This is a genomic window from Sphingobacterium sp. SYP-B4668, from assembly GCF_027627455.1.
Classification (GTDB): domain Bacteria; phylum Bacteroidota; class Bacteroidia; order Sphingobacteriales; family Sphingobacteriaceae; genus Sphingobacterium.
The window spans coordinates 3,765,825-3,789,520 of record NZ_CP115483.1; the positions used below are offsets into that span (position 1 = coordinate 3,765,825).

The following is a 23,696-nucleotide window of genomic DNA, read 5'->3' on the forward strand; positions in this document are numbered from 1 at the left end:
TTATATTCGTCCTGTAAAAGAAAGTAAGTATTATGAACATAGATAAAAACGAATTCAGAAAATACGCGATTAAGCATCATAGAATTGGAAGTCAACATGTCGATAGTTTTATTTCACGTGTTCAACAAAATATGCCGACCAATTTAACGCCCTACATTGTTGAGGAGCGTCAATTGAACGTCGCCCAGATGGATGTATTCTCGAGACTGATGATGGACCGCATTATCTTCTTGGGGGATGCTGTCACCGATCAAGTCGCAAATATTATTCAGGCTCAGCTTCTATTTCTACAGTCGACAGATGCCCAACGTGATATCCAGATCTATATCAACTCACCTGGAGGAAGCGTATATGCAGGTCTAGGTATATATGACACCATGCAATATATCGCTCCTGATGTAGCGACTATTTGTACCGGCATAGCAGCTTCCATGGGGGCGGTATTATTGGTAGCAGGAGCCAAAGGAAAACGTGCAGCTTTAAAACACTCACGTGTCATGATTCACCAACCTTCCGGAGGAGCACAAGGTGTTGCTGCAGACATGGAAATCAATTTACGTGAAATGTTGAAGCTGAAAGAAGAGCTTTACACCATCATTGCCGAACATTCTGGACAATCATATGAATGGGTAGAGAAATCTTCTGATCGTGATTATTGGATGCGTGCTGCTGAAGCAAAAGAATTTGGTATGGTGGATGAAGTATTGTCCTCCAAAAAAGAAATAAAATAAATGAGCAAAATCAATAACAAAGATACACGCTGTTCATTCTGTGGCATCAGCAAAAATGATGCACAGATGCTGATTGCCGGTGATGGAGCACATATCTGTGACCGCTGCGTGATGCAGGCGAACGAGATATTAGCCGAAGAGCTCAAACAGCGAAAAAGCAAATCTTTACAAACTACTTTAAAGCTCATTCGTCCTCTTGAAATCAAAGAACATCTGGACCAATATGTCATTGGGCAGGACGATGCTAAAAAAGTAATATCCGTAGCAGTTTATAATCACTATAAGCGCCTCAACCAGAAAGTAGAGAAAGATGATATCGAAATTGAGAAATCAAACCTCATAGTTGTCGGCGAAACAGGTACAGGAAAGACGCTATTGGCCAAGACAGTTGCCAAAATACTCAATGTCCCCTTTAGTATTGTTGATGCAACAGTCCTGACAGAAGCAGGATATGTGGGTGAAGATGTTGAAAGCATATTAACCCGTCTACTCCAAGCAGCTGATTATGACGTGGCTTCTGCCGAGAGAGGTATCATCTATATTGATGAAATTGACAAAATAGCGCGTAAAAGCGATAACCCTTCGATTACGCGTGATGTTTCAGGCGAGGGCGTACAGCAAGCATTGCTCAAAATCTTAGAAGGCACGGTAGTCAATGTTCCACCACAAGGCGGTCGCAAACATCCCGACCAAAAAATGATTGCTGTTAATACCAGCAACATTCTGTTTATATGCGGAGGAGCATTTGATGGTATACAGAAAAAAATCGCGAACCGTCTTAGAACACAGACTGTAGGTTACAAGATGCGTGAAGATGACCAAGAGATTGACATGAACAATCTGTACAAGTATATCACGCCTCAGGATCTAAAAACATTCGGATTAATTCCCGAATTAATTGGCCGTCTTCCTGTCTTGACTTATTTGAATCCGCTAGACAAAGAGACGCTATTGAGCATTTTGACGGAACCAAAAAATGCGTTGATCAAGCAATATAAAAAACTCTTTCACTACGAAGGTATTGAGCTGAAGTTCGACAAGGATGTTTATCAATTCATTGTAGACAAAGCTGACGAATTTAAACTTGGAGCTCGAGGTCTTCGATCCATCTGTGAAGGTATTATGCTTGACGCTATGTTTGAGATTCCGACTCAAAAGGATTTAGTAGTCGACAATATTTTACACATTACCTTGGATTATGCCAAGCAAAAATTCGAAAAATCGGATATTAAAAAATTACACGTCGCTTAGATAAAAGCCCTCCCAAAAAGAGGGCTTTTTTTATCCAACAATCCTACTCTAGAAAAAAGCAGACAGCCTGACCTGCAGAGATTCCATCTCCAAGCCCGATTATTCCCAACTTGGACATCATACCTAATGTTCATTATACAACAACAATCACTTGACCTTATATTAACCTAATGGTCACAAAAAATCTGTAACTTGAAATAAAATCTCAATATAAAACCATTGATACTCAAAAATACATCTATCGGCGTCAGATATATAATTATTATTAAGTACGAAAAGAAATAACTAAATTAAACAAAAAAGTAGATGAGCTAGCAAGGCTAAACGGTAGTGTAAAAAATCACAACCCGAGTTCAAATGAACCGTTCATATCTAAAATTTGATTTTTATCACGCAGGTAAGGGTTATTTTTCGATAGAGACAGCTCATCTCTGCCTTGACGAAAAAATTGTAGAGTTATGAAAGAACGAAGTTTTACGAGATAAACGATACATTGAGAGCTAGCATTCATTATTAAAAATATTTACGGATGAAAAAAAACAAAGAAGAGAACAGTCCAATTACACCTGGCCTAAAATCAAAGGAAGATATTGTACACAATTGGTTGCCAAGATATACAGGAAGACCATTGGAAGAATTTGGTGAGTATATATTATTGACCAACTTTTCCAAGTATATCCACCTATTTTCAGAAATGCATGACAACGCTCCTATCTATGGTGAGGACAAACCAATGCAATCTGTTACCGCCGCTGGTATCACAATCATCAATTTCGGAATGGGTAGCCCCATGGCAGCCACCATTATGGACCTTTTATCGGCCATTGCACCTAAAGCCGCACTTTTTTTGGGTAAAGCAGGTGGATTAAAGAAGAAAAATAAGATTGGAGACTTGGTACTTCCCATAGCAGCGATTCGGGGAGAAGGCACATCCAATGACTACTTCCCTGCTGAAGTGCCAGCATTACCCGCATTTGCTCTTCAAAAGGCGATTTCCACCACTATACGAGACCATTCGCGAGATTACTGGACTGGCACTGTATACACAACCAATAGAAGGGTTTGGGAACATGACAAATCATTTAAGAAATACCTCAAGTCCATACGTGCGATGTGCGTAGATATGGAGACGGCTACCATATTTAGTGTTGGATTTGCAAATAAAATACCAACAGGAGCTTTGCTCCTTGTATCAGATCAACCAATGATACCAGAGGGTGTCAAAACCGTGGAGAGTGACCTCTCAGTAACAGCTCAATTTGTAGAAACCCATTTGATGATCGGAATAGAGTCATTGAAACAACTGATAAACAACGGATTGACCGTAAAGCATCTTAAATTCTAATAATCCTGAACCAAAACAATGTATTTAGAGAGATAAACTGAAAGGTATGTGGTACAATAACATTTTGGAGACGATAGGCAATACTCCCCTAGTCCGACTAAATAAAGTAACCCGCAAGCTAAAAGGAACCATACTTGCCAAGATTGAGACGACCAACCCTGGTAATTCGATCAAAGATCGGATGGCGATTAAAATGATTGAGGATGCAGAGCAGGCCGGATTGCTAAAGCCAGGTGGTACCATCATTGAGGGTACATCTGGAAATACAGGTATGGGGCTCGCTATGGCTGCAGTTATTAAAGGTTACCGCTGTATATTTACCACTACTGATAAACAATCCAAGGAGAAAGTGGATGCCTTAAGGGCATTTGGAGCAGAGGTAATCGTCTGTCCTACAAATGTCGACCCACAAGACCCTCGCTCCTACTATTCCGTATCCAGCAGATTACAAAATGAAATCCCCAATGCATGGAAAGCCAACCAATATGATAATCCTTCCAATGCACAAGCACACTACGAGACTACAGGACCGGAGATTTGGGCACAAACAGAAGGAAAAATTACACATCTCGTGGTTGGTGTAGGCACAGGCGGCACCATTTCAGGCACAGCTAAATATCTGCGAGAGCAAAATCCCAATATTAAGATATGGGGTATTGATACATATGGCTCTATCTTCAAAAAATATAAAGAAACCGGTATTTTTGATAAAAATGAAATCTACCCCTACATTACCGAAGGTATCGGTGAAGATTTCTTACCACAGAATGTAGACTTCGATGTGATAGATCTATTTGAAAAAGTGTCAGATAAAGATGCCGCATTGATGACCCGTGAGCTAGCTCGTAAAGAAGGTATATTTGCTGGAAATTCAGCCGGAGCAGCTGTTGCAGGGCTGTTGCAGCTAGGCCGCAATTTGAGAGACCAAGACCTTGTCGTCGTTATATTCCATGATCATGGCTCCCGTTATATGGGTAAAATGTACAACGAAGATTGGCTTCGCGAAAGAGGTTTCTTAAAAGATGAAAAATTGACCGCAAACACTATTTTGAAAAAACGAAGCACACAAGAAATCGTAACAGCCGATGTGAATCAAACGGTTTTAGAAACCTTCAATATTATGAAGACGCTCAATATCTCCCAAATACCAGTAACCCAATTGGGTATGGTAGTTGGTAAAATTACGGAATCCGATATTCTATCAGCACTACTTGACAATCCTTCATTGAAGTCTGCGAAAGTACAAAGCATCAGCACCAAGCCATTTCCTTTTGTCAACCTAAATGCTTCTATAGACAAAATATCTGCTCTTATCAACAGAGAGACACAAGCTGTGCTCGTCGAGGATGAGTATGGAAGAATCAACATCATTACACAATATGACATTATCAATGCCATTTCGGAAAGCTAACCCTTTTTTGTATCTCCTCGTATGAACCGAGAATCCTAAGGTTTCGGAATAAGCAACGCATGACTATACCACCCTCGTCAAATAGTATTAAATTGCAACCAACAGGCATTCCAAAATCTTTAAAATAGCGATTTGCAGATTGTTAGATAGCTTTGGTGAAAATTTTATAACGCCGTTCCGTTCAATTCTTTAAACCTAACACTGTACCAGACAATTACAACCTTTCTTGTCAAAGAAGCTAAAAAAAAGCCCGATATGACATATACGGGCGATTTTTTATTTATCTTCTGGGACTTTTTCTACTATGACATAGACATCTTCTTGATCCCTTTTCATCTGGTATTTTTCTCTAGCGATACGTTGTATTTCACTAGGGTTGTTTTGTACATTCTTGATAGACTGCTTAATATTCGCTATTTCCTCTTCATAGTAGACTTTTTCTCTTTCAAGGTTTGATTTCTCACGTTGATATCCATATTGTGTACTTACATCGTTGCGATCAAAAAACAGCATCCAAACAACAAACGCAACGCTTGCCAGTAAATACTTGTTTCGAATAGCGTACAAGAATCTTTCCATATATCAAAAATACAAACAATTCAACGTTAATTCCTAATACTTTAAAACTAAAAAACATTTGAAACAGAAGCATTGTGAAACGACTTCCATTAGCATTCATCCAAATATCCCCAAATTATAAAAAGGTTCCTTATGCATACAAACACACAAGCTTAGACGTTGCTTTTCAAACACACGAGGCTATTCGATTTGAGTAAGATACCTCCTAGGCAAAAAAAAAGAGGCTATCGGAATAGCCTCTTTCATTATCAACAGGAATAATAATTATTTTTTCTTCGGTGCGAATTTAAAATCTTTTCCGATGAAACGGGCATTTGCACCCAGTTCTTCTTCAATACGCAATAATTGATTGTATTTTGCAATCCTGTCCGAACGTGAAGCCGAACCAGTCTTAATCTGACCACAATTCAATGCAACCGCTAAATCGGCAATCGTTGTATCTTCAGTTTCTCCAGAACGATGCGACATTACAGAAGTATAGCCATTCGTTTGTGCCAAGCTAACGGCATTAATTGTTTCTGTCAATGAACCAATTTGATTAACTTTTACCAAAATAGAATTTCCGACATGTTGGTCAATACCTTGTTGAAGACGAACAGTGTTCGTTACAAAAAGGTCATCCCCCACCAATTGCACACGGTCACCAATCTTGTCAGTTAATAATTTCCATCCTTTCCAGTCATCTTCTGCCATACCATCTTCAATAGAGATAATTGGATATTTTTCCGTCAACTCTACAAGATAATCGACCTGCTGTTCTACTGTACGTACAACACCTGTTTTTCCTTCAAATTTAGTATAGTCATACTTGTCATCTTTGAAAAATTCCGAAGAAGCACAGTCTAATGCCAAATAAATATCTTTACCTGGTTTATACCCCGCTGCAGTTATCGCTTGTAAAACCGTTTCTACAGCATCTTCCGTACCATCGAATGTAGGAGCAAATCCACCTTCATCACCTACGGCAGTAGATAAACCTCTATCGTGCAGAATTTTCTTCAAACTGTGGAATACCTCGGTACCCCAACGCAACGCTTCTGAAAAAGTAGGAGCACCCACAGGCATAATCATAAACTCTTGGAATGCAATAGGCGCGTCAGAGTGAGACCCGCCATTAATGATATTCATCATCGGGATTGGTAAAGTGTTAGCATTTACTCCACCTACATAACGGTAAAGTGGTTGTCCACTTTCCTGAGCTGCGGCCTTAGCAACAGCCAGGGAAACACCAAGAATAGCATTAGCGCCCAATTTACCTTTATTCTCTGTACCGTCAAGATCAATCATAATCTTGTCAATAGCATTTTGCTCAAATACATCAACACCTTCTAATGCTTTCGCAATTTTGGTATTAACATTTTCAACAGCTTTCAAGACTCCTTTACCCAAATATTTTTTCTTGTCACCATCACGTAATTCTACAGCCTCGTGCGCTCCAGTAGAAGCCCCCGAAGGTACCGCTGCACGGCCTGTAAAACCATTCTGTGTAGTTACATCTACTTCAATCGTAGGATTACCGCGCGAATCCAAAATCTGACGCGCTCTAACATCAATAATTAAACTCATTGTTATTGTTTTCTGGTTGTATGATTATCTTATAACACTAATCATGTAAGTGTACAAAATACACATTAATGATTTTGCTACATATACACAATCAAATATAAGTAAAAGAAGCGGTTATTAAAAGTATTTACGATAAAACCTTCACGAAAAACTAACGGGCAGCCAAGAAGCTTCTAATAGTCCCACCTCTACTGACTCCGATTCAAAAAAAAGCAAGATAGCTAGCTATCTTGCTTTAACATTGATTACCATTTTAAATCATAAACCTCATTATGACCTACCTATAAGACGAGTTCCATCTTGTTAATGCGACATCGCCTTCGCAATTTATTTCAATACTTACAACTGCTCGAGAAATTGGTCTATATCTTGTTGCGTAGCAGGATTTACAGGGATATCTACATGCATATTTTCAGCAACTACCGTTGACCGCGTACCAAAGTAAGTTCTATTTCTGTTATCGAATGCAATAGCCACCATGTACACTGATTTTCCTATTGGCAGCGAATTTAAGTACGATTGATAATGATGGACACTATTTGAATAAGGCAGGGAAACAATGATATTTTCATCTTTAAAAACTAGCATAATACTCTGTGACAATATTGCGGCTCCATTGTAACCACTGCCGTTGGGATTGAAATTGGCTGTTATAGTGGTCTTAGGCGAGGGATTATTATAAAAATAATCACAATTGATCCATCCAAACCCAGGAAGATCGAATGTATAATAGTTATTCTGCGGCTGCCTAGGTTTACCTTCAACCCATGCCCAAGTACTATCACCTGTTTCAATCTTTTCATACACAAACAGGTCCATCGGTTCTTCACTGAAAGTCGTAGGTACATTTACCTCTATATACTTGGAAGGATTCCGACGCAAGACCTTGCCTGCCTGTGTCGCTTGAATCAAAACCTGCCCCCCAGACACCAATAATGCACCTTCAGATTCTGTCATCTTACCCGAGAACAAGACGTCCGATTTAGAAAGTAACTCAACAAGATGCACCGACACATCTCCCGAAACAGGATTATTGTTTTCATCTAGAAATGCGTCTACAGGAAATTTAACTTTTGTGCCTTTTTTCCCCTGAATAGCAAATCCATCCTGTGCTTTACCTGTAAAATTCTCTCCTCGAATAGCATACTTAGCAGCGAATTCTTGTGGAGACAAGGCCAATTCATTATAGTCTATTGGATCCCTCTTACATGATCCCAAGACAATTATCAAAGTCAGCAGTAAAAATAAATTTTTCATAACATTGTTTTTAGTAATAGTGAATACTTAGTTTGTATCATCATATACACCATTTCTTTAAAATGTTACCCCCCTGAAATAAAAAAGTCGAACAATCTGGATTGTTCGACTTTTTTCTCCTTAAAACTTTAAATACCTACTTAAGCATCGCAATAAAGTCATCAAATAAATACCTTGAGTCATGTGGACCAGGAGACGATTCAGGGTGATATTGTACAGAGAATGCCTTCTTGCCCTTCAGGCGAATCCCTTCGATGGACTCGTCGTTCAAGTTCACGTGAGTAATTTCTACTTTATCCGAATTTTTGATATCCTCTGCTACCACTCCAAATCCGTGGTTCTGGGATGTAATTTCACATCTGTTGGCAACGATATTTTTAACAGGGTGATTGATTCCACGGTGCCCATTGTGCATCTTACTAGTACGGATACCATTAGCCAAAGCCAAGATTTGATGACCTAAGCATATTCCAAACATTGGCTTCTCTGCATCAACAATTTGCTTTACCGTATCGATGGCATAAGCCATTGCCGACGGATCACCAGGCCCATTAGAAATAAAATACCCGTCCGGTTTCCAAGATTCCATTTCTGCAAATGTAGTCTTTGCAGGAAATACCTTGGCATATACCTGACGGTGATCAAAATTTCGTAGAATGTTACGTTTGATACCAAGATCTAACACGGCAATGCGAGTTGGAGCATCCTCATCGCCATAGAAATATGGTTCTTTGGTGGTGACTTTAGAAGACAATTCCAATCCATCCATAGAAGGCACCTGTGCCAATTGCGCTTTAAGTGATTCTGCATCTAGATTTTCAGAAGAGATAATCGCGTTCATAGCACCTTTGCTGCGGATATGTCTCACCAATGAACGGGTATCGATATCTGAAATACCGACAAGATTCTCCTCCTCAAAGTAATTCTGGATAGACGAGTCTGCCATTTTACGGCTATAATTAATATTATAGTTTTTACATACCAACCCCGCAATCTGTATTTGTTCAGACTCAGATTCTTCAGTGGCGATACCATAGTTCCCAATATGGGCATTGGTAGTCACCATGATCTGTCCAAAATAAGAAGGATCGGTAAAAATTTCTTGATATCCAGTAGTGCCGGTATTGAAACAGATCTCCCCAGTGGTCGTTCCTATTTTACCAGCCGCTTTACCGTGATAAACAGTACCGTCTTCTAAAACTAAAATTGCAGGCAATTTGCTGTAGTTGGTCATTATTAACTTTTATTATTTTGAATGTTTAAGCTCTTCTCTCTCTCCGTAAATTTTCTGATAAGACACAAAAAAAGCCCTAAACGGGCTACATATCAATTAACAAAATATCCATCAATGAAAACATTGCTGTCTTTTGCGCTCACCTTGAATAGATTTACTTCAATTTTCACGAGGGACAAAGGTACATATTATTCATTAAAATCATATAAAAATTTTAATAAGTTTTCAACATGCTCCCTATAAAAGAACTAATCCTCGTCTATCACCTCTGTCACGCGCCCCACCTGTCCATCTGTCAATCGAACTTTAATACCTCTAGAATGATATGAAGAGGACGTCAAGATATCTTTTACAATTCCCTCCGTCAGTACTCCAGACCGTTGGTCTTTTTTCAGAATAATATTAACCAGCACCCCAGGTCTAATATTAGCACGATTCGTTCCGTCCATATGTATATAATTTAAGGAAGAAGGTCTCTCATAAGAAAGACCTTCTAAAGATTTAATAAACAAATTTATTGCTTTTTTCTGGAATTCTCACTGATGAGCATCCCCTACCGAAATATCTATCCATCACTTTCACATCTACTACCCCCACATATTGGGGCACAGACTATGAGAGCGCAAACTATTATTTAAACAACTTAAAAATATCATTCCCAAACACAAAAACCATCAATGCCAAAAGAATGAAAAACCCAATCATCTGTGCCTTCTCCAAAAACTTTTCACTCAATGGTTTTCCTTGTATCATCTCCACAAGCAGGAAGATAACATGACCACCATCTAGAGCCGGTATAGGAAGTAAATTCATGAAGGCGAGTGCCATAGAAAGCATCCCTACTAGACTCCAGAACCGCACCCAATCCACTTCTGTCCCGAACATTGTCGCAATGCCTACAGGTCCAGAAAGTGCCTTATCGGCCCTTATTTCACCCTTAAAAATCTTCCCAAACCCTTTGATATTATCTGTAATTACTGAAAATGCCTGCTTTGCTCCTACCGGAAAAGCCTCAGCCAACGTGTATTCAGTCGTCACGACAGGGAGCGAGTAATCAAAATTAAACCCAAAACCCAATGTACCATCCGTATCTACTTTACCCTTCAACGTCTCCTCCTTACCATCTCTGATTACGGTGAGCTCCACCGGTTTAGAAGCCAGTTGAGCAATCGCTCCTTTGAACTCATCAAAAAAGTGAACAGGTGTACCATTTACATTAATGATACTATCTCCTTTCTCCAAGCCCATTTTATCAGCTTCAGATCCTTTGACGACCTGTACCACTGACGTCATTTTAGTTCGAATCTGTACAAATTCAGCTACTTTATGATCCGCTACTGCATTCAAGATATCGGCAGGTACATGGATATCTTTCAGTTCCCCGTTTCTTTCAATGGTAAGATTGGTATTTCCCATCAAGACCTTTGAACTCAATAATTCTCTAAAGTATACGACTTTTTGACCGTCTATAGCTATAATCTTATCTCCAGTTTGAATGCCAATCTCTTTGCCTATGATACCTGGAACTACCCCATTCACCAATTTTTGATTATCAAAATTCGTCTCACCTTGGCTAAACGCCAACATCCAATACACGACTACACCGACAACAATATTGACTATAATACCACCGAGCATCACGATTAAACGCTGCCAAGCTGGCTTGGACCGAAATTCCCATGGTTGGGGATCACCTTTCAATTGTTCAGTATCCATTGATTCATCAATCATACCTGCAATCTTTACATATCCCCCTAATGGCAACCAACCAATACCATATTCACATCCCTTAAAATTGAACTTGAAAAGCTTGACACCCCAGGCGTCAAAAAACAAATAAAATTTTTCGACTTTTATTCCAAAAGCACGAGCGGCCAAAAAATGTCCCAACTCATGCAAGACAATTAAAATCGACAGGCCTAATACAACCTGTCCAATCATTATTAAAACTCCCATTTAACTTTCTAGTTCTTTAACGTTTAATTCTTAAATCAATCCTTTTGCTATTTTCCGGCTCTCTTGATCCGCTGCCAGATAATCTGACAACGTCGGAGTTGTAATATGCGATACTTGTGTCAATGTCTGTTCTATGATTTCACTCATCCCTAAAAAAGACACCTTCTCTTCCAGAAAAGCAGCCACGACAACCTCATTCGCGGCATTCATGACACATGGACTTATCCCCCCCCTACGCAAAGCTTCATAAGCGATTGCCAAATTACGAAATGTTTTTGTATCAGCGGGTTCAAATGTAAGCGTTGAAAAATTGGCGAAATCAAATCTCTCAAAGCTATTCGCCCATCGGTCAGGATAGGTAAGAGCATATTGTATGGGAAGCTTCATGTCAGGCACACCCATCTGCGCTTTCATCGATCCATCTTGAAATTGAACCAAGGAATGGACAATCGATTGTGGATGGACTATAACGTCCACTTGATCGACTTCCAAATCAAAAAGCCATTTCGCTTCTATTACTTCCAAACCTTTATTCATCAAAGAAGCCGAATCGATTGTAATCTTGGCTCCCATTACCCAATTGGGATGCTTCAATGCTTGATGCTTGGTAGCGGATTTGAGAAAATCCAAACTTCTACCTCTAAATGGTCCTCCTGAAGCCGTCAAATATATTTTTTCAATCGGGTTATGTTCTTCCCCCGCCAAACACTGAAAGATGGCTGAGTGCTCGGAGTCTACGGGTAACATCTTGACACCATGTTTTCTTACGAGTCCCATGACGAGTTCACCTGCTACCACAAGTGTTTCCTTATTTGCAAGAGCGATATCCTTTCCATGCTGAATTGCTTCTATAGTAGAGCGGAGTCCGGCAGAGCCTACAATTGCATTCAACACAATTTCAATATCAGTGCGCTGGACCACCTCCACCAGAGCTTCCTCACCTGCTTTAACCTCTATAGGAAGCGCTTGGAGAGCCTCTTTCACCTTGAGATATTTACTCGGGTCCACAATGACCACGCTCTGCGGTTTGAACATCAAAGCTTGTTCAATCAACAAATCGGAATTGGACCCTGCGGTCAACACTGTAGCCTTTAACCGTTCAGGAAAAGACGCAATGACCTCTAGCGCCTGTGTTCCAACACTACCAGTGGAGCCTAATATGGCTATATTTTTATACTTCAATTTCCTTAATTCTTCTTAAATGATATTCTTCAAAATATGTGGATTTTCTCCACCACGGTAATCTCCCATCATGTTTCTATACGCAACTGTCACTACAATACTGGACAACGGCACCACCAAGAATGAATTGATAACGCTTAAAAATATAGAAAAAAAAGTATAACCTGCAAAATTGAAATATACCTGCAATACATGTAACAAGGCAAAACAAGACATGATTAACAAAAGCTTGGTTACATTACCTTTGGTCAACGCAAGACTCAACAATATAGATCGATAGGCATTTGCATGTTTATCCATAATGAAAAACGGATAAAAAGCAACACGGATGATAAACAAAAATGTCAATATAGCAGAAATTACCAAAACGACACTTGCCATCGTGCTCACCTCTTTTGTGATATAGATCACCGGCCAACAAATTAGAGAAATAATCAACAGGAGCACAACCGAGGCCCCAATGATCAAAAACATAGAAGTGAAGAAAAACGCAAGCTCTTTGGTCGTTGGAATAGACGATGACAATTTCGCTTTGTCTTCCTTGTCAATTATCTCCATGATGTATTTGAACAAGGTCAGATTCACCCCAAAATAGAAAACCATAAATACAAATGCCATAAACCCACTCAATACTTGATTGTACTCCCGGATATAACTTGCAAGTGTACTGGACAAATTGGAGGTAACGAATAGTAAAAAACACAAGCCCGCAACTGAAAAATAATTATTTTTCAGAATAGCCACAGACTTTGCAAACACTTCGTTAACAGCAAATGTGCTCTCTTTTAAAAATTGAATCATCGAACTCATAGAATTACGCAAAGATGTGATTTATTTTTGTGCACATCAATATTTTCGGCCCGTTTTTACCTAAAAAATACAGAATTGTCGATCCTGAACGACAAAGAGGCTTTGAACATTGAAATCCAAAGCCTCTTCTACCTTCAAGACCTACATTAGACTATTTAAAATCCTGAGGAACTGGCTTTTCCAATAAATATTGGTAATAGAACCTTACACGCTCTTTAAAATCATATTTACTTTTAGATTTATCAAAACCGTGACGGCTTCCAGGGTAGATCATGAGTTCAAATGGTTTGTCCCTATCGGTCAGCTTATCCACAAGCTGTATAGTATTCTGCATATGTACATTATCGTCCATATCACCATGCATAATGCGCAACACACCCTTGTATTGATCAACGTATGTCAGCACCGAACCATCCCTATACCCATCTGGATTCTCCTGAGGAGTATCCATCCATCGCTCCGTATAATGAGTATCGTATAGCTCCCAGCCGGTCACGGGTGCACCTGCAATCCCATAATCAAAATAGTCAGCGCCTTTTGTCAAAGCCAGACAGGTCATATAGCCGCCATAGCTATGCCCTGTAATCAACAGCTTATTTTTACGCACCCAAGGCTTAGCTTTAAACCACTTGGCTACCGTTATATAGTCAATTAACTCCCAATGGCCAAGGTTGCGGTGCATGAGTGCCACTCCTTGTTTACCAAAGTGACCAGAAGCACGGTGATCCGCGGTAATCTGTATGACTCCTTCGTTTGCCCAATACTGAGCGCCCATCCCTTTCCATGTATTTTTAACAGAACCGGCATCTGGCCCTCCATATATACTCATAATGACAGGATACTCTTTTGTCTCATCAAAATCTGTCGGATAGGTAATGATGACAGGCAATTGATATTTACCATCCTCTGATGGTATTGTAAAGTATTCGGTTTTCCCAATTTTATACGTTTCAAAATCCGGACTTTTACTATCTGCCAATTCCTTTACCTTCTTACCAGTAGTTGTCAATAGAGATACCTTAGGAGGCGTACTTACATTGGAGTATGTGGTAATGAAGTGCTTGCCGTTGGGAGAAACGGATACTTGATGGGTATAATCACCAAAGGTCAATCTTTTAAAGTTCTTTCCAGAGAAATCCACTCTGTATAAATCAACTGTCGCCGAGTTTTCTTTACGTGCCGTTAAATACAATATCTTTTCTTTCTCATCTATATGAGCAATACCCGTTACCTGCCAATTTCCTGAGGTCATGGCATTGATTAATTTACCATCAAGTGTATATAAATAGTAGTGAGCCCATCCTGTCTTGTCCGATTTGAGTATATAATGTTTATTATCCGCCAAATAAGTAATACGTTCGTCATGATCAAGATTAATCCATGAAGGCTGCTTTTCATCGTATATTTCTATTTTGGCCCCATCCAAAGGATCCACCTGATAAAACTTCAGGTTTTCTTGGCCTCTATTCATCCACTGCACCATTATATTCTGACTATCAAAAGCCCAATAAGGCTGTCCAAAATATTGATCATCTTGCTCATTGAAATCTGCCCATATTACCGCTCCTCCTTCAGATTTAACAATTCCTACTTTAACAAGTGGATTTCTGTCACCCGCCTTTGGATATCGTGTCTCTTCTAAGTAGCCATGTTGCCCTTTAGAAACATATATTGGAAACATGGGGACCTCTGTATCATCAAATCGCATAAAGGCTAACCTTTTACTATCTGGAGACCACCAAAAGGCTTTATAATTGGTAGATCGACCAAGAATTTCTTCATAATATACCCATGACGAATATCCATTATAGATAACATCCGTCCCGTCCGTCGTATACTGGATCTCTTTCCCTGAGGTTATATCTACTGCATATAAATTGCTTTTCCGAGTAAAGGCTACATACTGTCCATTTGGAGACAAGGTAGGATTTTGCTCTTCTACATCAGGGGAGCTGGTCAATCTTTTAGAGGTTCCATCGATGTATCTAATAACAACATCATTGTCCTTTATATACACTGCAGTACCGACAGCTTTCGGAGGATTATACGGCGCCCTATCACCCGTTCTAACGTCCACTTGATAGGTTCTTTGGACAGCAGGATCAAACTCCAGGTAATGATCACCATCCGCCCAACCTTGCATAAAATTACCGATTGACTGGGTAATAGATGGCTGTCTTCCCCATGCCTGTTCAAAGCTCAGGCGCTGGGTCTGTGCATCACTGCTTTGGCTAAAAAGCAAAAAAAGGCCAAAAAATACTATGCTATATCTTCTTACTTTCATTTAAAATAGAATTTGGGCTTCACTCAAAAAATTAAAAACTCGAAAATAGTATATTAACTCATACTTTAACAACCCGCTTCTGTAACAAGTTTATAAAAAATCTAAACTGATATACTGTGACAAACAGCTTAGAAAAGATCCTAAGAATTTCTTTTAGTTATGTGCAGGTCCGTATTATACAGAAAAAAGCCACTATGGGAATAGTGGCTCTTATTCTAGGCTAGACACACCTTAGAATGAAAAATCGTCTCTTTGAGCAACTTTATTATCTTCGCTATAACCTGCATCCTCGAAATTAGGTTCATAGCGTTTCTCAACAACTTCCTGATTTGACTTGATGTACTCAACCACATCCTTCAATCCCTCAGCAAATTTCTCAAAATCCTCTTTGTACAAGAAAATCTTGTGTTTGATAAACTGCCCATCTTCAAAACGCTTCTTACTCTCGGTGATCGTCACGTAATAATCGTCTGAACGAGTCGCCTTTACATCAAAAAAATAAGTACGTTTTCCCGCTCTCACTTTTTTTGAAAATACCTCTTCGCGCTCTTTGTTTTCAAAATCTCCCATTATTAACTATTTAAGTTTAAGTTCCATTTTCCGTCATAAATATATAATAATTATATTCTTTTCTCCAAATTTTCTAACGAAAAAAACTGATTTTTTTTATTACTCGATACATTAAGCCTTTTTTTTCGACCAGAAAGATGATGCGACAAGAAGAATTCACCGATAAAAAAGCGAGCTTTACCGAGTTTTTGAAACATGTGACCTAAATAATATTTTGCAGTCCTTATATTAGCAATACATTTGATCTATCAAACATGATAAACAAATAAAACAGATGAAAGATAAAACACAACATTCGGATCCATTCAACATGCCACCACAACATAATAATAAGCGAAATATAATTGGCGCTATCGTTATCTTAGGTGGTCTGTTGCTCTTGCTTAGAAATCTTGACTTCGGCATACTATTCCCAGATTGGCTTTTCAGTTGGCCCATGATTCTGATAATTGTCGGTTTGGTAATTGGTGTAAACTCTAAATTTGAGCAAAAAGCTTCTATAGTCTTATTGATTTTGGGTGTTTTGTTTCTTTTCAGAGAAATAACCCACTTGCCTATTGGTGGAGTAATCTTTCCTCTTGGAATTATTATAGTTGGCTTTTTTCTGATTACCAGACATAACAATAATCAAATCCCGCCCATCCCACCCTACAAGGATGACTATGATTGGGACAAACGTGTAGAAGATCCTGCATCCCCCTCTCCGGAATCCAATCTAGGTGAAGCAGGACCAAATCAAGATCCAAATTATCAGTCCTCGTATCAGCAAAGTACGGGGCAACCTAATTATGGAAACTATAGTTATCAATCAGAAAACTATCTGAACGTCAATTCGGCATTCAGTTCGATGAAAAAATTAATCTTATCTAAAACATTTCTAGGTGGAAGGGTATCCAATATATTCGGCTCGGTAGAAATCAATCTATTACAGGCAGACTTACAGCAACCTGTTGTAATAGATGTGTTTCAATTGTTTGGCAGCACCCAGATTATTCTTCCTAGCCACTGGCAAGCCTCTTCGGACATCTCTTCGCTTTTGGGCGACGTAGACGATCGACGCTACCCTTCGGGTGCAGCTATGGACCCGAGCAAACGTATCTATATAACTGGAACTACTCTGTTTGGAGGAATCACACTTAAAAACGCATAGACAATCCATTTATGTTGATTTTCAAGTTACCCACCAACAAAAACTATCTGATTCATCTATCGGCTTGGACTATATGTGTACTATATTTTTGCGTCATCTTCGGACTACTTCTCTGGACAGGAGTATCCAAAGATGTGGCACTTTATGATGCCGGAATCAGTGCATTGAGCATCACCCTTTGTTGTTACATCCTCTCCAGCACCATCAATTTTTTCCTACCCAAAAGAGGACAAATGCTACGCCTATCGATTACTGGGCTTGTTGTCGTTGCATTAGGCATCACCATTAGCCGATTTTCAATGTTGCAGATCTTTACAGATCAAGAACTGCTTTATTTTGATTTTAGCATCCCCTATCGTATACTCATTAATTTTCTAGTCTTATTTAGCATAGCTATATTACAAATTGTCTGGAACATACAGGAAGAGTATGAAGAAAATAAGAAACGAAAAGAGGAGTCAGAAAAAATGGTTAGAGAAGCCGAACTCTACAATCTCCGGCAACAACTCCAACCTCATTTTTTATTCAATAGTCTCAATTCTATTATCGCTTTAATCGGTAGCAAACCCGATCAAGCCCGAGAGATGACTTTTCAATTGTCAGATTTTTTGCGAGGCACTTTGCGAAAAGATAACTTGAGTCTCATTTCCTTAAAAGATGAACTCTCACACTTACAACTCTATCTGGACATTGAAAAAGTCAGGTTTGGCCATCGGCTTAATACAGAAGTAACCTTTCCTGAAGAGCTCTCTGATAAAAAACTACCCACTATGATTATCCAACCTCTTTTAGAGAATGCCATAAAATTTGGTCTCTATAATATCACAGGCGAGGTATTGATTAAAGTAGAAGTCTCCTTTGTTGACCATTTACTTTGGATTAGGATTACCAACCCCATAGAAAATGACCAATTTGAAAATACAAAAGGAACAGGATTTGGGCTCAGCAGTGTGCAACGAAGACTATTCTTAATATTTGGTCGTACGGACTTGCTTACAACTGAGACAATCGCAAAAAGCTTCATATCCACCCTAAAAATCCCTCAATATGATTAAGACTATAATTATCGATGACGAGCCTCTTGCCCGATCCATCATTTCGGAGTATCTACAACACCACCCAGATTATGAGGTTGTGGCCGAATGCAATGATGGTTTTGAGGGAATCAAAGCCATACAAATTCATAAACCTGACTTAGTATTTTTAGACATACAGATGCCCAAGTTGAATGGCTTCGAGTTACTTGAAATCCTCGACGAGCAACCCCAACTTATTTTTACAACGGCATTTGACGAATTTGCAATTAAAGCTTTTGAGAAAAATGCCATTGATTACCTACTCAAACCAATCAGTAGACCCCGATTTGATCAAGCTATTCTCAAATTTGGCACAGGTTACCAACAAGCTCTGCCAAATTCGACACCAGCCAAGATAACGGAATCTATAGAGGCCGAAGAGCAAAATTTGGAACGTATCGTTGTTAAGAATGGAGCACAAATCAAGATTATTCCTGTACAACAAGTCATCTTTTTGGAGGCCTACGATGACTATGTCAAAATACACACCAAAGACGGTATGTTTCTAAAAAACAAAACCATGTCCTCTTTTGAGAAACAACTTGACCCTAAAAACTTCATCCGCGTACACCGTTCTTTTATGATAAGAGTGGACCAATTGTCTAAAATCGAACCTTTAGAAAAAGAAAACTATATTGCTACGCTAGTGTCTGGAGACAAAATCAACGTAAGCAAATCAGGATATGCTCGTCTGAAGCAGACCATAGGGATGTAATTCCTACGCATCTGATAAATATCTACATTCGCTTTCCCTTATATACACATATATTAGGAAAGCGAATTTATTTTTGGAGAAGCTGAATCGGCAATCTTGCATTTAAAACCAACTTTATCTAAGTTTGTATCTGCAATGATAAAATACATACCACTCTTACTGATTGCGCTGATTTCAAATTCGCTTACCGCGCAACAATCAAATACCAACGAACAGCAAAATAAGGCTGCCTTCAATAAAATTGAATTCTTTCTGAACAGCCAACAAATAGACTCTATCTATAATATGGCAGATGATAGCTTTAAAAAAGCAATCACCCATAGCAAATTGGCAAGTATCCTCTCAGAGAGTATTTTCCCAAAAGGAAGAATCAAGTCCGCTACGCTGGAAAGTTTTGAAAGTGGAATCGGGGCCTATCGCCTGGATTATTCAGATGGCCCTATGCAGCTACTATTGGTTGTTGATGAAACCTTGCACTACAATACGCTTTTAATCAAGCCCTACCCTAAAAGCGAACGCATAGCTGACGTCAACGAGGAGGTGGATGGAGCGACAAACGAACAGACTTCGGAAGTCATTGCAATAACCTCGCCATTGGATTTCTTTACCGACTCCGTCGCTAAGGTTTATCTAAAAGACCCTCATACAGCATCCTTATCCATTGGTCTGATCAAAAACAATCAGGTAAAAACCTATTTCTTTGGAGAGACAGCAAAGGGTAATACCACCCTTCCAAACCAAGACTCTCAATATGAAATAGGTTCCATTACAAAAGTATTCACGGCTACTTTATTGGCAGATTTGAGTCTAAAGGGACTATTATCATTGGATGACCCTATCACCAAATACCTACCAGACTCACTGAAGAGTAATACTGATCTGCAAAAGATCACACTCAAATCCCTAGCTAATCACACTTCAGGATTACCACGTCTTCCAGACAACCTGACAACCACAAAAGGTTACAGCGCTCTAGACCCTTATAAAGATTACGACCGTGTTGCACTGTATGCTTATTTAAAGCTTTATAAAGCTACTTCGGCTGTAGGCGAAAAATACGAATATAGCAATCTGGGATTTGGATTGTTGGGTGATCTGATTACCGTCATCACAAAGAAATCATATAGTCAAAATATACAAGAGCTCATTACTACACCTCTTGGCCTCACTGCAACCCTCGACAAGGTTGACCCCAAAAACAATCAGCTTTTACAGGTATACAATACCAAAGGTGAGCAAGTACCCACATGGAATTTTAGCTCCTTGGCTGGCGCCGGTGCATTGAAATCAAGCATCAATGATCTTCTGCAATTTGCAAAATCCCAGTTCAAGATGCCTGAGACAGATACAGAAAAGGCGATGGCCCAAACCAAACAATTTACTTTTTTCCTTCAACCGGATACCGATTTAGGTCTAGCTTGGCATGTTAATATGCTGGAAGGCATTACCTATTATTGGCATAATGGCGGCACAAATGGTAGTCGCTCATTCATTGGCATTGCATCTGATGAAAAATCAGCCGTAATTGTGCTTTCCAATTCGGCTCACGACGTGGACGGTACGGCACGCAAATTATTAGACTATATATTGACACATCGGGATTAATCTATTTCAAATACGGTAGTAGTTTCTGTACATTCTCTTCTCCATCTAGATGTTTGATGAGCTTCCTAGTCTTAGCATCATAGACATAGAGAGATGGATACTGCGTTGGGTTGAATTTAGGAATAAAAGTAATGTCCTTATCATGCAGAAAGTGCACGTTTTTCTTGGACTTCAATGATGGTATGTACATTTCTATGAATCCTTCGACATAAGGCTTATCATTAATAGAGATGAAATAAATAGTCGAATTCGAAAATCGGCTGTAATTTTTAGCTATGCCCGAGGCCATTTTTTGACAATGCCCACATCCCGGATCATAGTAATTGAAGATGATATACCCTGTTGTTGGTAATTTATCCGGATTATAAGGTTGCGCATCTTGCACGCTGTAAAAAGTGAATGCAGGGATAGTGACTGGTGCTTGTTGTCCAAGAGCGTTCAACATGACCATTAATGCTATACACGTCGTATACAAGTACTTCATAGTGATATTATTATTAAAAGATTACTCCAGTATATCTCGCTAAGTATTACAAGACCAAGGCAACTCCAGTCGAGGCAATTACTTAAGCTTTAAAGATACAATAATTATACGCAAGTGTTGACAACATTGAATTCTCTCATTTATTATTAGATTTACTGATACTATAGGCCATATACGCTTTCTTGCCACATATTACAATATCTTAACAAAAAAATAAGTAAATTTGGCTAATTTTAGTTTATCATTATTCAAAAAAGAAGAAAGTCTGTGAAAAAACGAATTGCTATTTTTGCTTCAGGTTCAGGTTCAAATGCTCAAAAAATAATGGAGCACTTTAAATATTCAGATACAGCAGAGGTGGCCCTGGTACTCAGTAATAATCCAGAGTCTTATGTGTTACAACGCGCTGACAACTTTGAGATTCCCTCGCATGTTTTTGACAAACAGGATTTTTTCCAGACCGATGATGTTGTTAAACTTTTAAAAAACCTAGAAATAGATTTAATCGTCCTAGCCGGATTTCTATGGTTGGTACCCGACAATCTATTAAAAGCGTTCCCTAATAAAATCATTAACATACATCCAGCGCTCTTACCAAAGTACGGTGGCAAAGGGATGTATGGAGATCGTGTTCATAAAGCCGTGCTAGCAGCAAAAGAAAGTGAACATGGAGTTACTATCCATTTCGCCAATGAGCATTTCGATGAGGGTGAAATTATCTATCAAGCTCGTTTCAAAGTGGAACCAGAAGATACATTGGAAATTATCAAATTCAAAGGGCAGCAATTGGAACACTTACATTACCCTAAAGTCATAGAGAATCTATTGAAAAAATACAATTGATTTTTACGAAAAATAGACCCTTGAACATTTTGTAATAATTTGTATCTTTGCGGCTCCAAACAAATAGATAATGAGCCATCCTGTAAAGATTAAAAATGCTTTAGTGTCAGTATACTACAAAGACAATTTAGCACCTCTAATTCAGCTACTCCACAAATATGGTGTCACTTTCTACTCCACAGGAGGGACTGAGGCATTCATCAAGGATTTAGGAATCGACGTTGTTCCTGTAGAAGACCTGACCAGCTATCCTTCCATATTGGGTGGTCGAGTGAAGACCCTACATCCTAAAGTATTCGGGGGCATCCTTGCCAGACGCCCATTGGAAAGCGACCAACAACAATTAGCACAATACGAGATTCCAGAAATTGATTTGGTTATTGTGGATCTTTACCCATTCGAGGAAACCCTAGCTTCGGGTGCCTCTGAACAAGATATCATTGAGAAAATTGATATCGGCGGGATTTCTCTTATTCGCGCGGCAGCGAAGAATTTCAACGATGTCGTTATCCTATCTTCCAAGAATGACTATCAAGAGTTAGCGCAAATTTTAGCGTCACAAGAAGGTACAACAACATTAGAACAACGTAAATCATTCGCTAAAAAGGCATTTAATACTTCTTCACATTATGACACAGCCATCTTCAATTATTTCAATGAAGAAGAACCATTAGATGTCTTCAAACAATCCCAACAGACCGCACAAGTATTGCGCTACGGGGAAAATCCACATCAAAAAGGGGTTTTCTATGGTGATTTGAATGCAATGTTTGACAAATTGAATGGTAAAGAATTGTCTTACAACAACCTTGTAGACGTTGATGCCGCAGTCGCTATTATCGATGAATTTGAAGAGCCCACGTTTGCTATCTTAAAGCACACCAATGCCTGTGGTGTCGCATCACGCCCTACAGTCAAACAGGCTTGGCTAGACGCACTTGCTTGTGACCCAGTATCTGCATTTGGAGGGGTACTAATCACCAACCGCGAAGTAGATGGTGAGACAGCGCAAGAAATAAACAATTTGTTTTTTGAAGTACTGATTGCTCCATCTTATTCAGAAGAAGCCGTGGCGATCCTTACAGCGAAGAAAAACCGAATTATATTAGTTCGTAAAGAAGTCCAATTACCGAGTCAACAATTCAAGACATTATTGAATGGTGTGATTCAACAAGATAAAGACAATACAGTTGAGAGCCCAGATCAAATGACTTCAGTGACCAATACGGTTCCTACTGAAGCACAATTAAACGATCTTTATTTTGCTAATAAAATTGTAAAACATACCAAATCCAATACGATTGTCTTCGCCAAAGCAGGACAATTATTAGCTTCAGGGGTTGGGCAGACATCGCGTGTCGACGCGCTTAAGCAAGCAATCGACAAAGCAAAATCATTTGGTTTTGATTTAAACGGTTGTGCTATGGCGTCTGACGCTTTCTTTCCTTTCCCAGACTGTGTAGAGATTGCTTCGGAAGCAGGCATTGCAGCTGTTCTTCAACCTGGTGGATCTATCAAGGATCAATTGTCCATCGATATGGCCAATCAGAAGGGAATCGCAATGGTAACTACCGGTGTACGCCATTTCAAACACTAATCTGCTTACAGGTTGATACAACAAGCAAAAGCCTCGGAATGTCATGTTCC

Annotated in this window: 21 protein-coding genes; 10 read left to right on the forward strand and 11 right to left on the reverse strand. The window is 39.2% G+C overall.

Translation table 11 applies throughout. The annotated features are described in order from the left end of the window. The first annotated feature begins 32 nt into the window (after positions 1 to 32). From clpP to OQ289_RS15515, 4 genes are all read left to right on the forward strand, one after another. Positions 33 to 731 carry an ATP-dependent Clp endopeptidase proteolytic subunit ClpP gene (clpP, locus tag OQ289_RS15500; RefSeq protein ID WP_033563113.1) on the forward strand — a complete coding sequence of 233 codons (699 nt, stop codon included), beginning with the start codon at positions 33 to 35 and terminating at the stop codon, positions 729 to 731. After that, entirely contained in the window at positions 732 to 1,982 is a 1,251-nt protein-coding gene (clpX, locus tag OQ289_RS15505; RefSeq protein ID WP_270087765.1) for an ATP-dependent Clp protease ATP-binding subunit ClpX, read from the forward strand. Between the two features lie 529 nt (positions 1,983 to 2,511). Further along, on the forward strand, positions 2,512 to 3,327 hold the full coding sequence (locus OQ289_RS15510; protein ID WP_270087766.1) for an AMP nucleosidase: 816 nt from the start codon (positions 2,512 to 2,514) through the stop codon (positions 3,325 to 3,327). A 46-nt stretch (positions 3,328 to 3,373) separates the two neighbouring features. Beyond that, positions 3,374 to 4,738 (forward strand): pyridoxal-phosphate dependent enzyme, encoded by a 1,365-nt coding sequence (locus OQ289_RS15515; protein ID WP_270087767.1) that lies wholly within the window; start codon positions 3,374 to 3,376, stop codon positions 4,736 to 4,738. Positions 4,739 to 5,014: 276 nt separating this feature from the next. On the opposite strand, the gene OQ289_RS15520 is transcribed toward OQ289_RS15515, so the two are convergent. The 10 genes from OQ289_RS15520 to OQ289_RS15565 form a co-directional block, all read right to left on the reverse strand. Next, positions 5,015 to 5,317 (reverse strand): septum formation initiator family protein, encoded by a 303-nt coding sequence (locus tag OQ289_RS15520; RefSeq protein ID WP_270087768.1) that lies wholly within the window; start codon positions 5,315 to 5,317, stop codon positions 5,015 to 5,017. Positions 5,318 to 5,581: 264 nt separating this feature from the next. After that, a complete protein-coding gene (gene eno / locus OQ289_RS15525) occupies positions 5,582 to 6,883 on the reverse strand; it encodes a phosphopyruvate hydratase (protein WP_270087769.1) in 1,302 nt (433 codons plus the stop codon). Between the two features lie 339 nt (positions 6,884 to 7,222). Then, on the reverse strand, positions 7,223 to 8,140 hold the full coding sequence (locus OQ289_RS15530; protein WP_270087770.1) for a hypothetical protein: 918 nt from the start codon (positions 8,138 to 8,140) through the stop codon (positions 7,223 to 7,225). Positions 8,141 to 8,276: 136 nt separating this feature from the next. Continuing rightward, positions 8,277 to 9,374 carry a glutamine-hydrolyzing carbamoyl-phosphate synthase small subunit gene (gene carA, locus OQ289_RS15535; RefSeq protein ID WP_033563120.1) on the reverse strand — a complete coding sequence of 366 codons (1,098 nt, stop codon included), beginning with the start codon at positions 9,372 to 9,374 and terminating at the stop codon, positions 8,277 to 8,279. A 248-nt stretch (positions 9,375 to 9,622) separates the two neighbouring features. Then, complete coding sequence (locus OQ289_RS15540; protein WP_033563121.1) at positions 9,623 to 9,823, reverse strand: YwbE family protein; 201 nt, start codon at positions 9,821 to 9,823, stop codon at positions 9,623 to 9,625. Positions 9,824 to 10,004: 181 nt separating this feature from the next. Then, entirely contained in the window at positions 10,005 to 11,330 is a 1,326-nt protein-coding gene (gene rseP / locus OQ289_RS15545) for an RIP metalloprotease RseP (protein ID WP_033563122.1), read from the reverse strand. Between the two features lie 30 nt (positions 11,331 to 11,360). Next, complete coding sequence (locus tag OQ289_RS15550; RefSeq protein ID WP_270087771.1) at positions 11,361 to 12,512, reverse strand: 1-deoxy-D-xylulose-5-phosphate reductoisomerase; 1,152 nt, start codon at positions 12,510 to 12,512, stop codon at positions 11,361 to 11,363. Between the two features lie 15 nt (positions 12,513 to 12,527). Continuing rightward, positions 12,528 to 13,313, reverse strand: a complete 786-nt coding sequence (locus OQ289_RS15555) for a beta-carotene 15,15'-monooxygenase (protein WP_270087772.1) — start codon at positions 13,311 to 13,313, stop codon at positions 12,528 to 12,530. 160 nt (positions 13,314 to 13,473) lie between these two features. Continuing rightward, a complete protein-coding gene (locus tag OQ289_RS15560; RefSeq protein ID WP_270087773.1) occupies positions 13,474 to 15,606 on the reverse strand; it encodes a S9 family peptidase in 2,133 nt (710 codons plus the stop codon). A 231-nt stretch (positions 15,607 to 15,837) separates the two neighbouring features. Next, complete coding sequence (locus OQ289_RS15565) at positions 15,838 to 16,176, reverse strand: DUF3276 family protein (RefSeq protein ID WP_033563126.1); 339 nt, start codon at positions 16,174 to 16,176, stop codon at positions 15,838 to 15,840. 274 nt (positions 16,177 to 16,450) lie between these two features. On the opposite strand from OQ289_RS15565, the gene OQ289_RS15570 reads away from it, so the two are divergent. From OQ289_RS15570 to OQ289_RS15585, 4 genes are all read left to right on the forward strand, one after another. After that, on the forward strand, positions 16,451 to 17,326 hold the full coding sequence (locus tag OQ289_RS15570) for a LiaF transmembrane domain-containing protein (RefSeq protein ID WP_270087774.1): 876 nt from the start codon (positions 16,451 to 16,453) through the stop codon (positions 17,324 to 17,326). Between the two features lie 11 nt (positions 17,327 to 17,337). Continuing rightward, on the forward strand, positions 17,338 to 18,381 hold the full coding sequence (locus OQ289_RS15575; protein WP_033563127.1) for a sensor histidine kinase: 1,044 nt from the start codon (positions 17,338 to 17,340) through the stop codon (positions 18,379 to 18,381). After that, positions 18,374 to 19,117, forward strand: a complete 744-nt coding sequence (locus OQ289_RS15580; RefSeq protein WP_270087775.1) for a LytR/AlgR family response regulator transcription factor — start codon at positions 18,374 to 18,376, stop codon at positions 19,115 to 19,117. Before OQ289_RS15575 ends, OQ289_RS15580 begins: the two co-directional genes overlap by 8 nt. 135 nt (positions 19,118 to 19,252) lie before the next feature. Continuing rightward, positions 19,253 to 20,722 (forward strand): serine hydrolase, encoded by a 1,470-nt coding sequence (locus OQ289_RS15585; RefSeq protein ID WP_270087776.1) that lies wholly within the window; start codon positions 19,253 to 19,255, stop codon positions 20,720 to 20,722. 1 nt (position 20,723) lies between these two features. On the opposite strand, the gene OQ289_RS15590 is transcribed toward OQ289_RS15585, so the two are convergent. Further along, entirely contained in the window at positions 20,724 to 21,206 is a 483-nt protein-coding gene (locus tag OQ289_RS15590; protein WP_270087777.1) for a TlpA family protein disulfide reductase, read from the reverse strand. A gap of 267 nt (positions 21,207 to 21,473) precedes the next feature. On the opposite strand from OQ289_RS15590, the gene purN reads away from it, so the two are divergent. Further along, complete coding sequence (gene purN, locus OQ289_RS15595) at positions 21,474 to 22,049, forward strand: phosphoribosylglycinamide formyltransferase (RefSeq protein WP_033563131.1); 576 nt, start codon at positions 21,474 to 21,476, stop codon at positions 22,047 to 22,049. 70 nt (positions 22,050 to 22,119) lie between these two features. Continuing rightward, positions 22,120 to 23,646 carry a bifunctional phosphoribosylaminoimidazolecarboxamide formyltransferase/IMP cyclohydrolase gene (gene purH / locus OQ289_RS15600; protein WP_270087778.1) on the forward strand — a complete coding sequence of 509 codons (1,527 nt, stop codon included), beginning with the start codon at positions 22,120 to 22,122 and terminating at the stop codon, positions 23,644 to 23,646. Positions 23,647 to 23,696: the final 50 nt, after the last annotated feature.

Excerpts from the sequence above, each read along its gene's own strand:
- OQ289_RS15580 (WP_270087775.1), top strand. The coding sequence starts at position 18,374 with ATGATTAAGACTATAATTATCGATGACGAGCCTCTTGCCCGATCCATC.
- carA (WP_033563120.1), bottom strand. The coding sequence starts at position 9,374 with ATGACCAACTACAGCAAATTGCCTGCAATTTTAGTTTTAGAAGACGGT.
- OQ289_RS15575 (WP_033563127.1), top strand. The coding sequence starts at position 17,338 with ATGTTGATTTTCAAGTTACCCACCAACAAAAACTATCTGATTCATCTA.
- clpP (WP_033563113.1), top strand. The coding sequence starts at position 33 with ATGAACATAGATAAAAACGAATTCAGAAAATACGCGATTAAGCATCAT.
- OQ289_RS15570 (WP_270087774.1), top strand. The coding sequence starts at position 16,451 with ATGAAAGATAAAACACAACATTCGGATCCATTCAACATGCCACCACAA.
- OQ289_RS15510 (WP_270087766.1), top strand. The coding sequence starts at position 2,512 with ATGAAAAAAAACAAAGAAGAGAACAGTCCAATTACACCTGGCCTAAAA.
- OQ289_RS15560 (WP_270087773.1), bottom strand. The coding sequence starts at position 15,606 with ATGAAAGTAAGAAGATATAGCATAGTATTTTTTGGCCTTTTTTTGCTT.
- purH (WP_270087778.1), top strand. The coding sequence starts at position 22,120 with ATGAGCCATCCTGTAAAGATTAAAAATGCTTTAGTGTCAGTATACTAC.
- eno (WP_270087769.1), bottom strand. The coding sequence starts at position 6,883 with ATGAGTTTAATTATTGATGTTAGAGCGCGTCAGATTTTGGATTCGCGC.
- OQ289_RS15515 (WP_270087767.1), top strand. The coding sequence starts at position 3,374 with ATGTGGTACAATAACATTTTGGAGACGATAGGCAATACTCCCCTAGTC.
- OQ289_RS15530 (WP_270087770.1), bottom strand. The coding sequence starts at position 8,140 with ATGAAAAATTTATTTTTACTGCTGACTTTGATAATTGTCTTGGGATCA.
- rseP (WP_033563122.1), bottom strand. The coding sequence starts at position 11,330 with ATGGGAGTTTTAATAATGATTGGACAGGTTGTATTAGGCCTGTCGATT.
- OQ289_RS15590 (WP_270087777.1), bottom strand. The coding sequence starts at position 21,206 with ATGAAGTACTTGTATACGACGTGTATAGCATTAATGGTCATGTTGAAC.
- OQ289_RS15520 (WP_270087768.1), bottom strand. The coding sequence starts at position 5,317 with ATGGAAAGATTCTTGTACGCTATTCGAAACAAGTATTTACTGGCAAGC.
- OQ289_RS15540 (WP_033563121.1), bottom strand. The coding sequence starts at position 9,823 with ATGGACGGAACGAATCGTGCTAATATTAGACCTGGGGTGCTGGTTAAT.
- OQ289_RS15585 (WP_270087776.1), top strand. The coding sequence starts at position 19,253 with ATGATAAAATACATACCACTCTTACTGATTGCGCTGATTTCAAATTCG.
- OQ289_RS15555 (WP_270087772.1), bottom strand. The coding sequence starts at position 13,313 with ATGATTCAATTTTTAAAAGAGAGCACATTTGCTGTTAACGAAGTGTTT.
- OQ289_RS15565 (WP_033563126.1), bottom strand. The coding sequence starts at position 16,176 with ATGGGAGATTTTGAAAACAAAGAGCGCGAAGAGGTATTTTCAAAAAAA.
- clpX (WP_270087765.1), top strand. The coding sequence starts at position 732 with ATGAGCAAAATCAATAACAAAGATACACGCTGTTCATTCTGTGGCATC.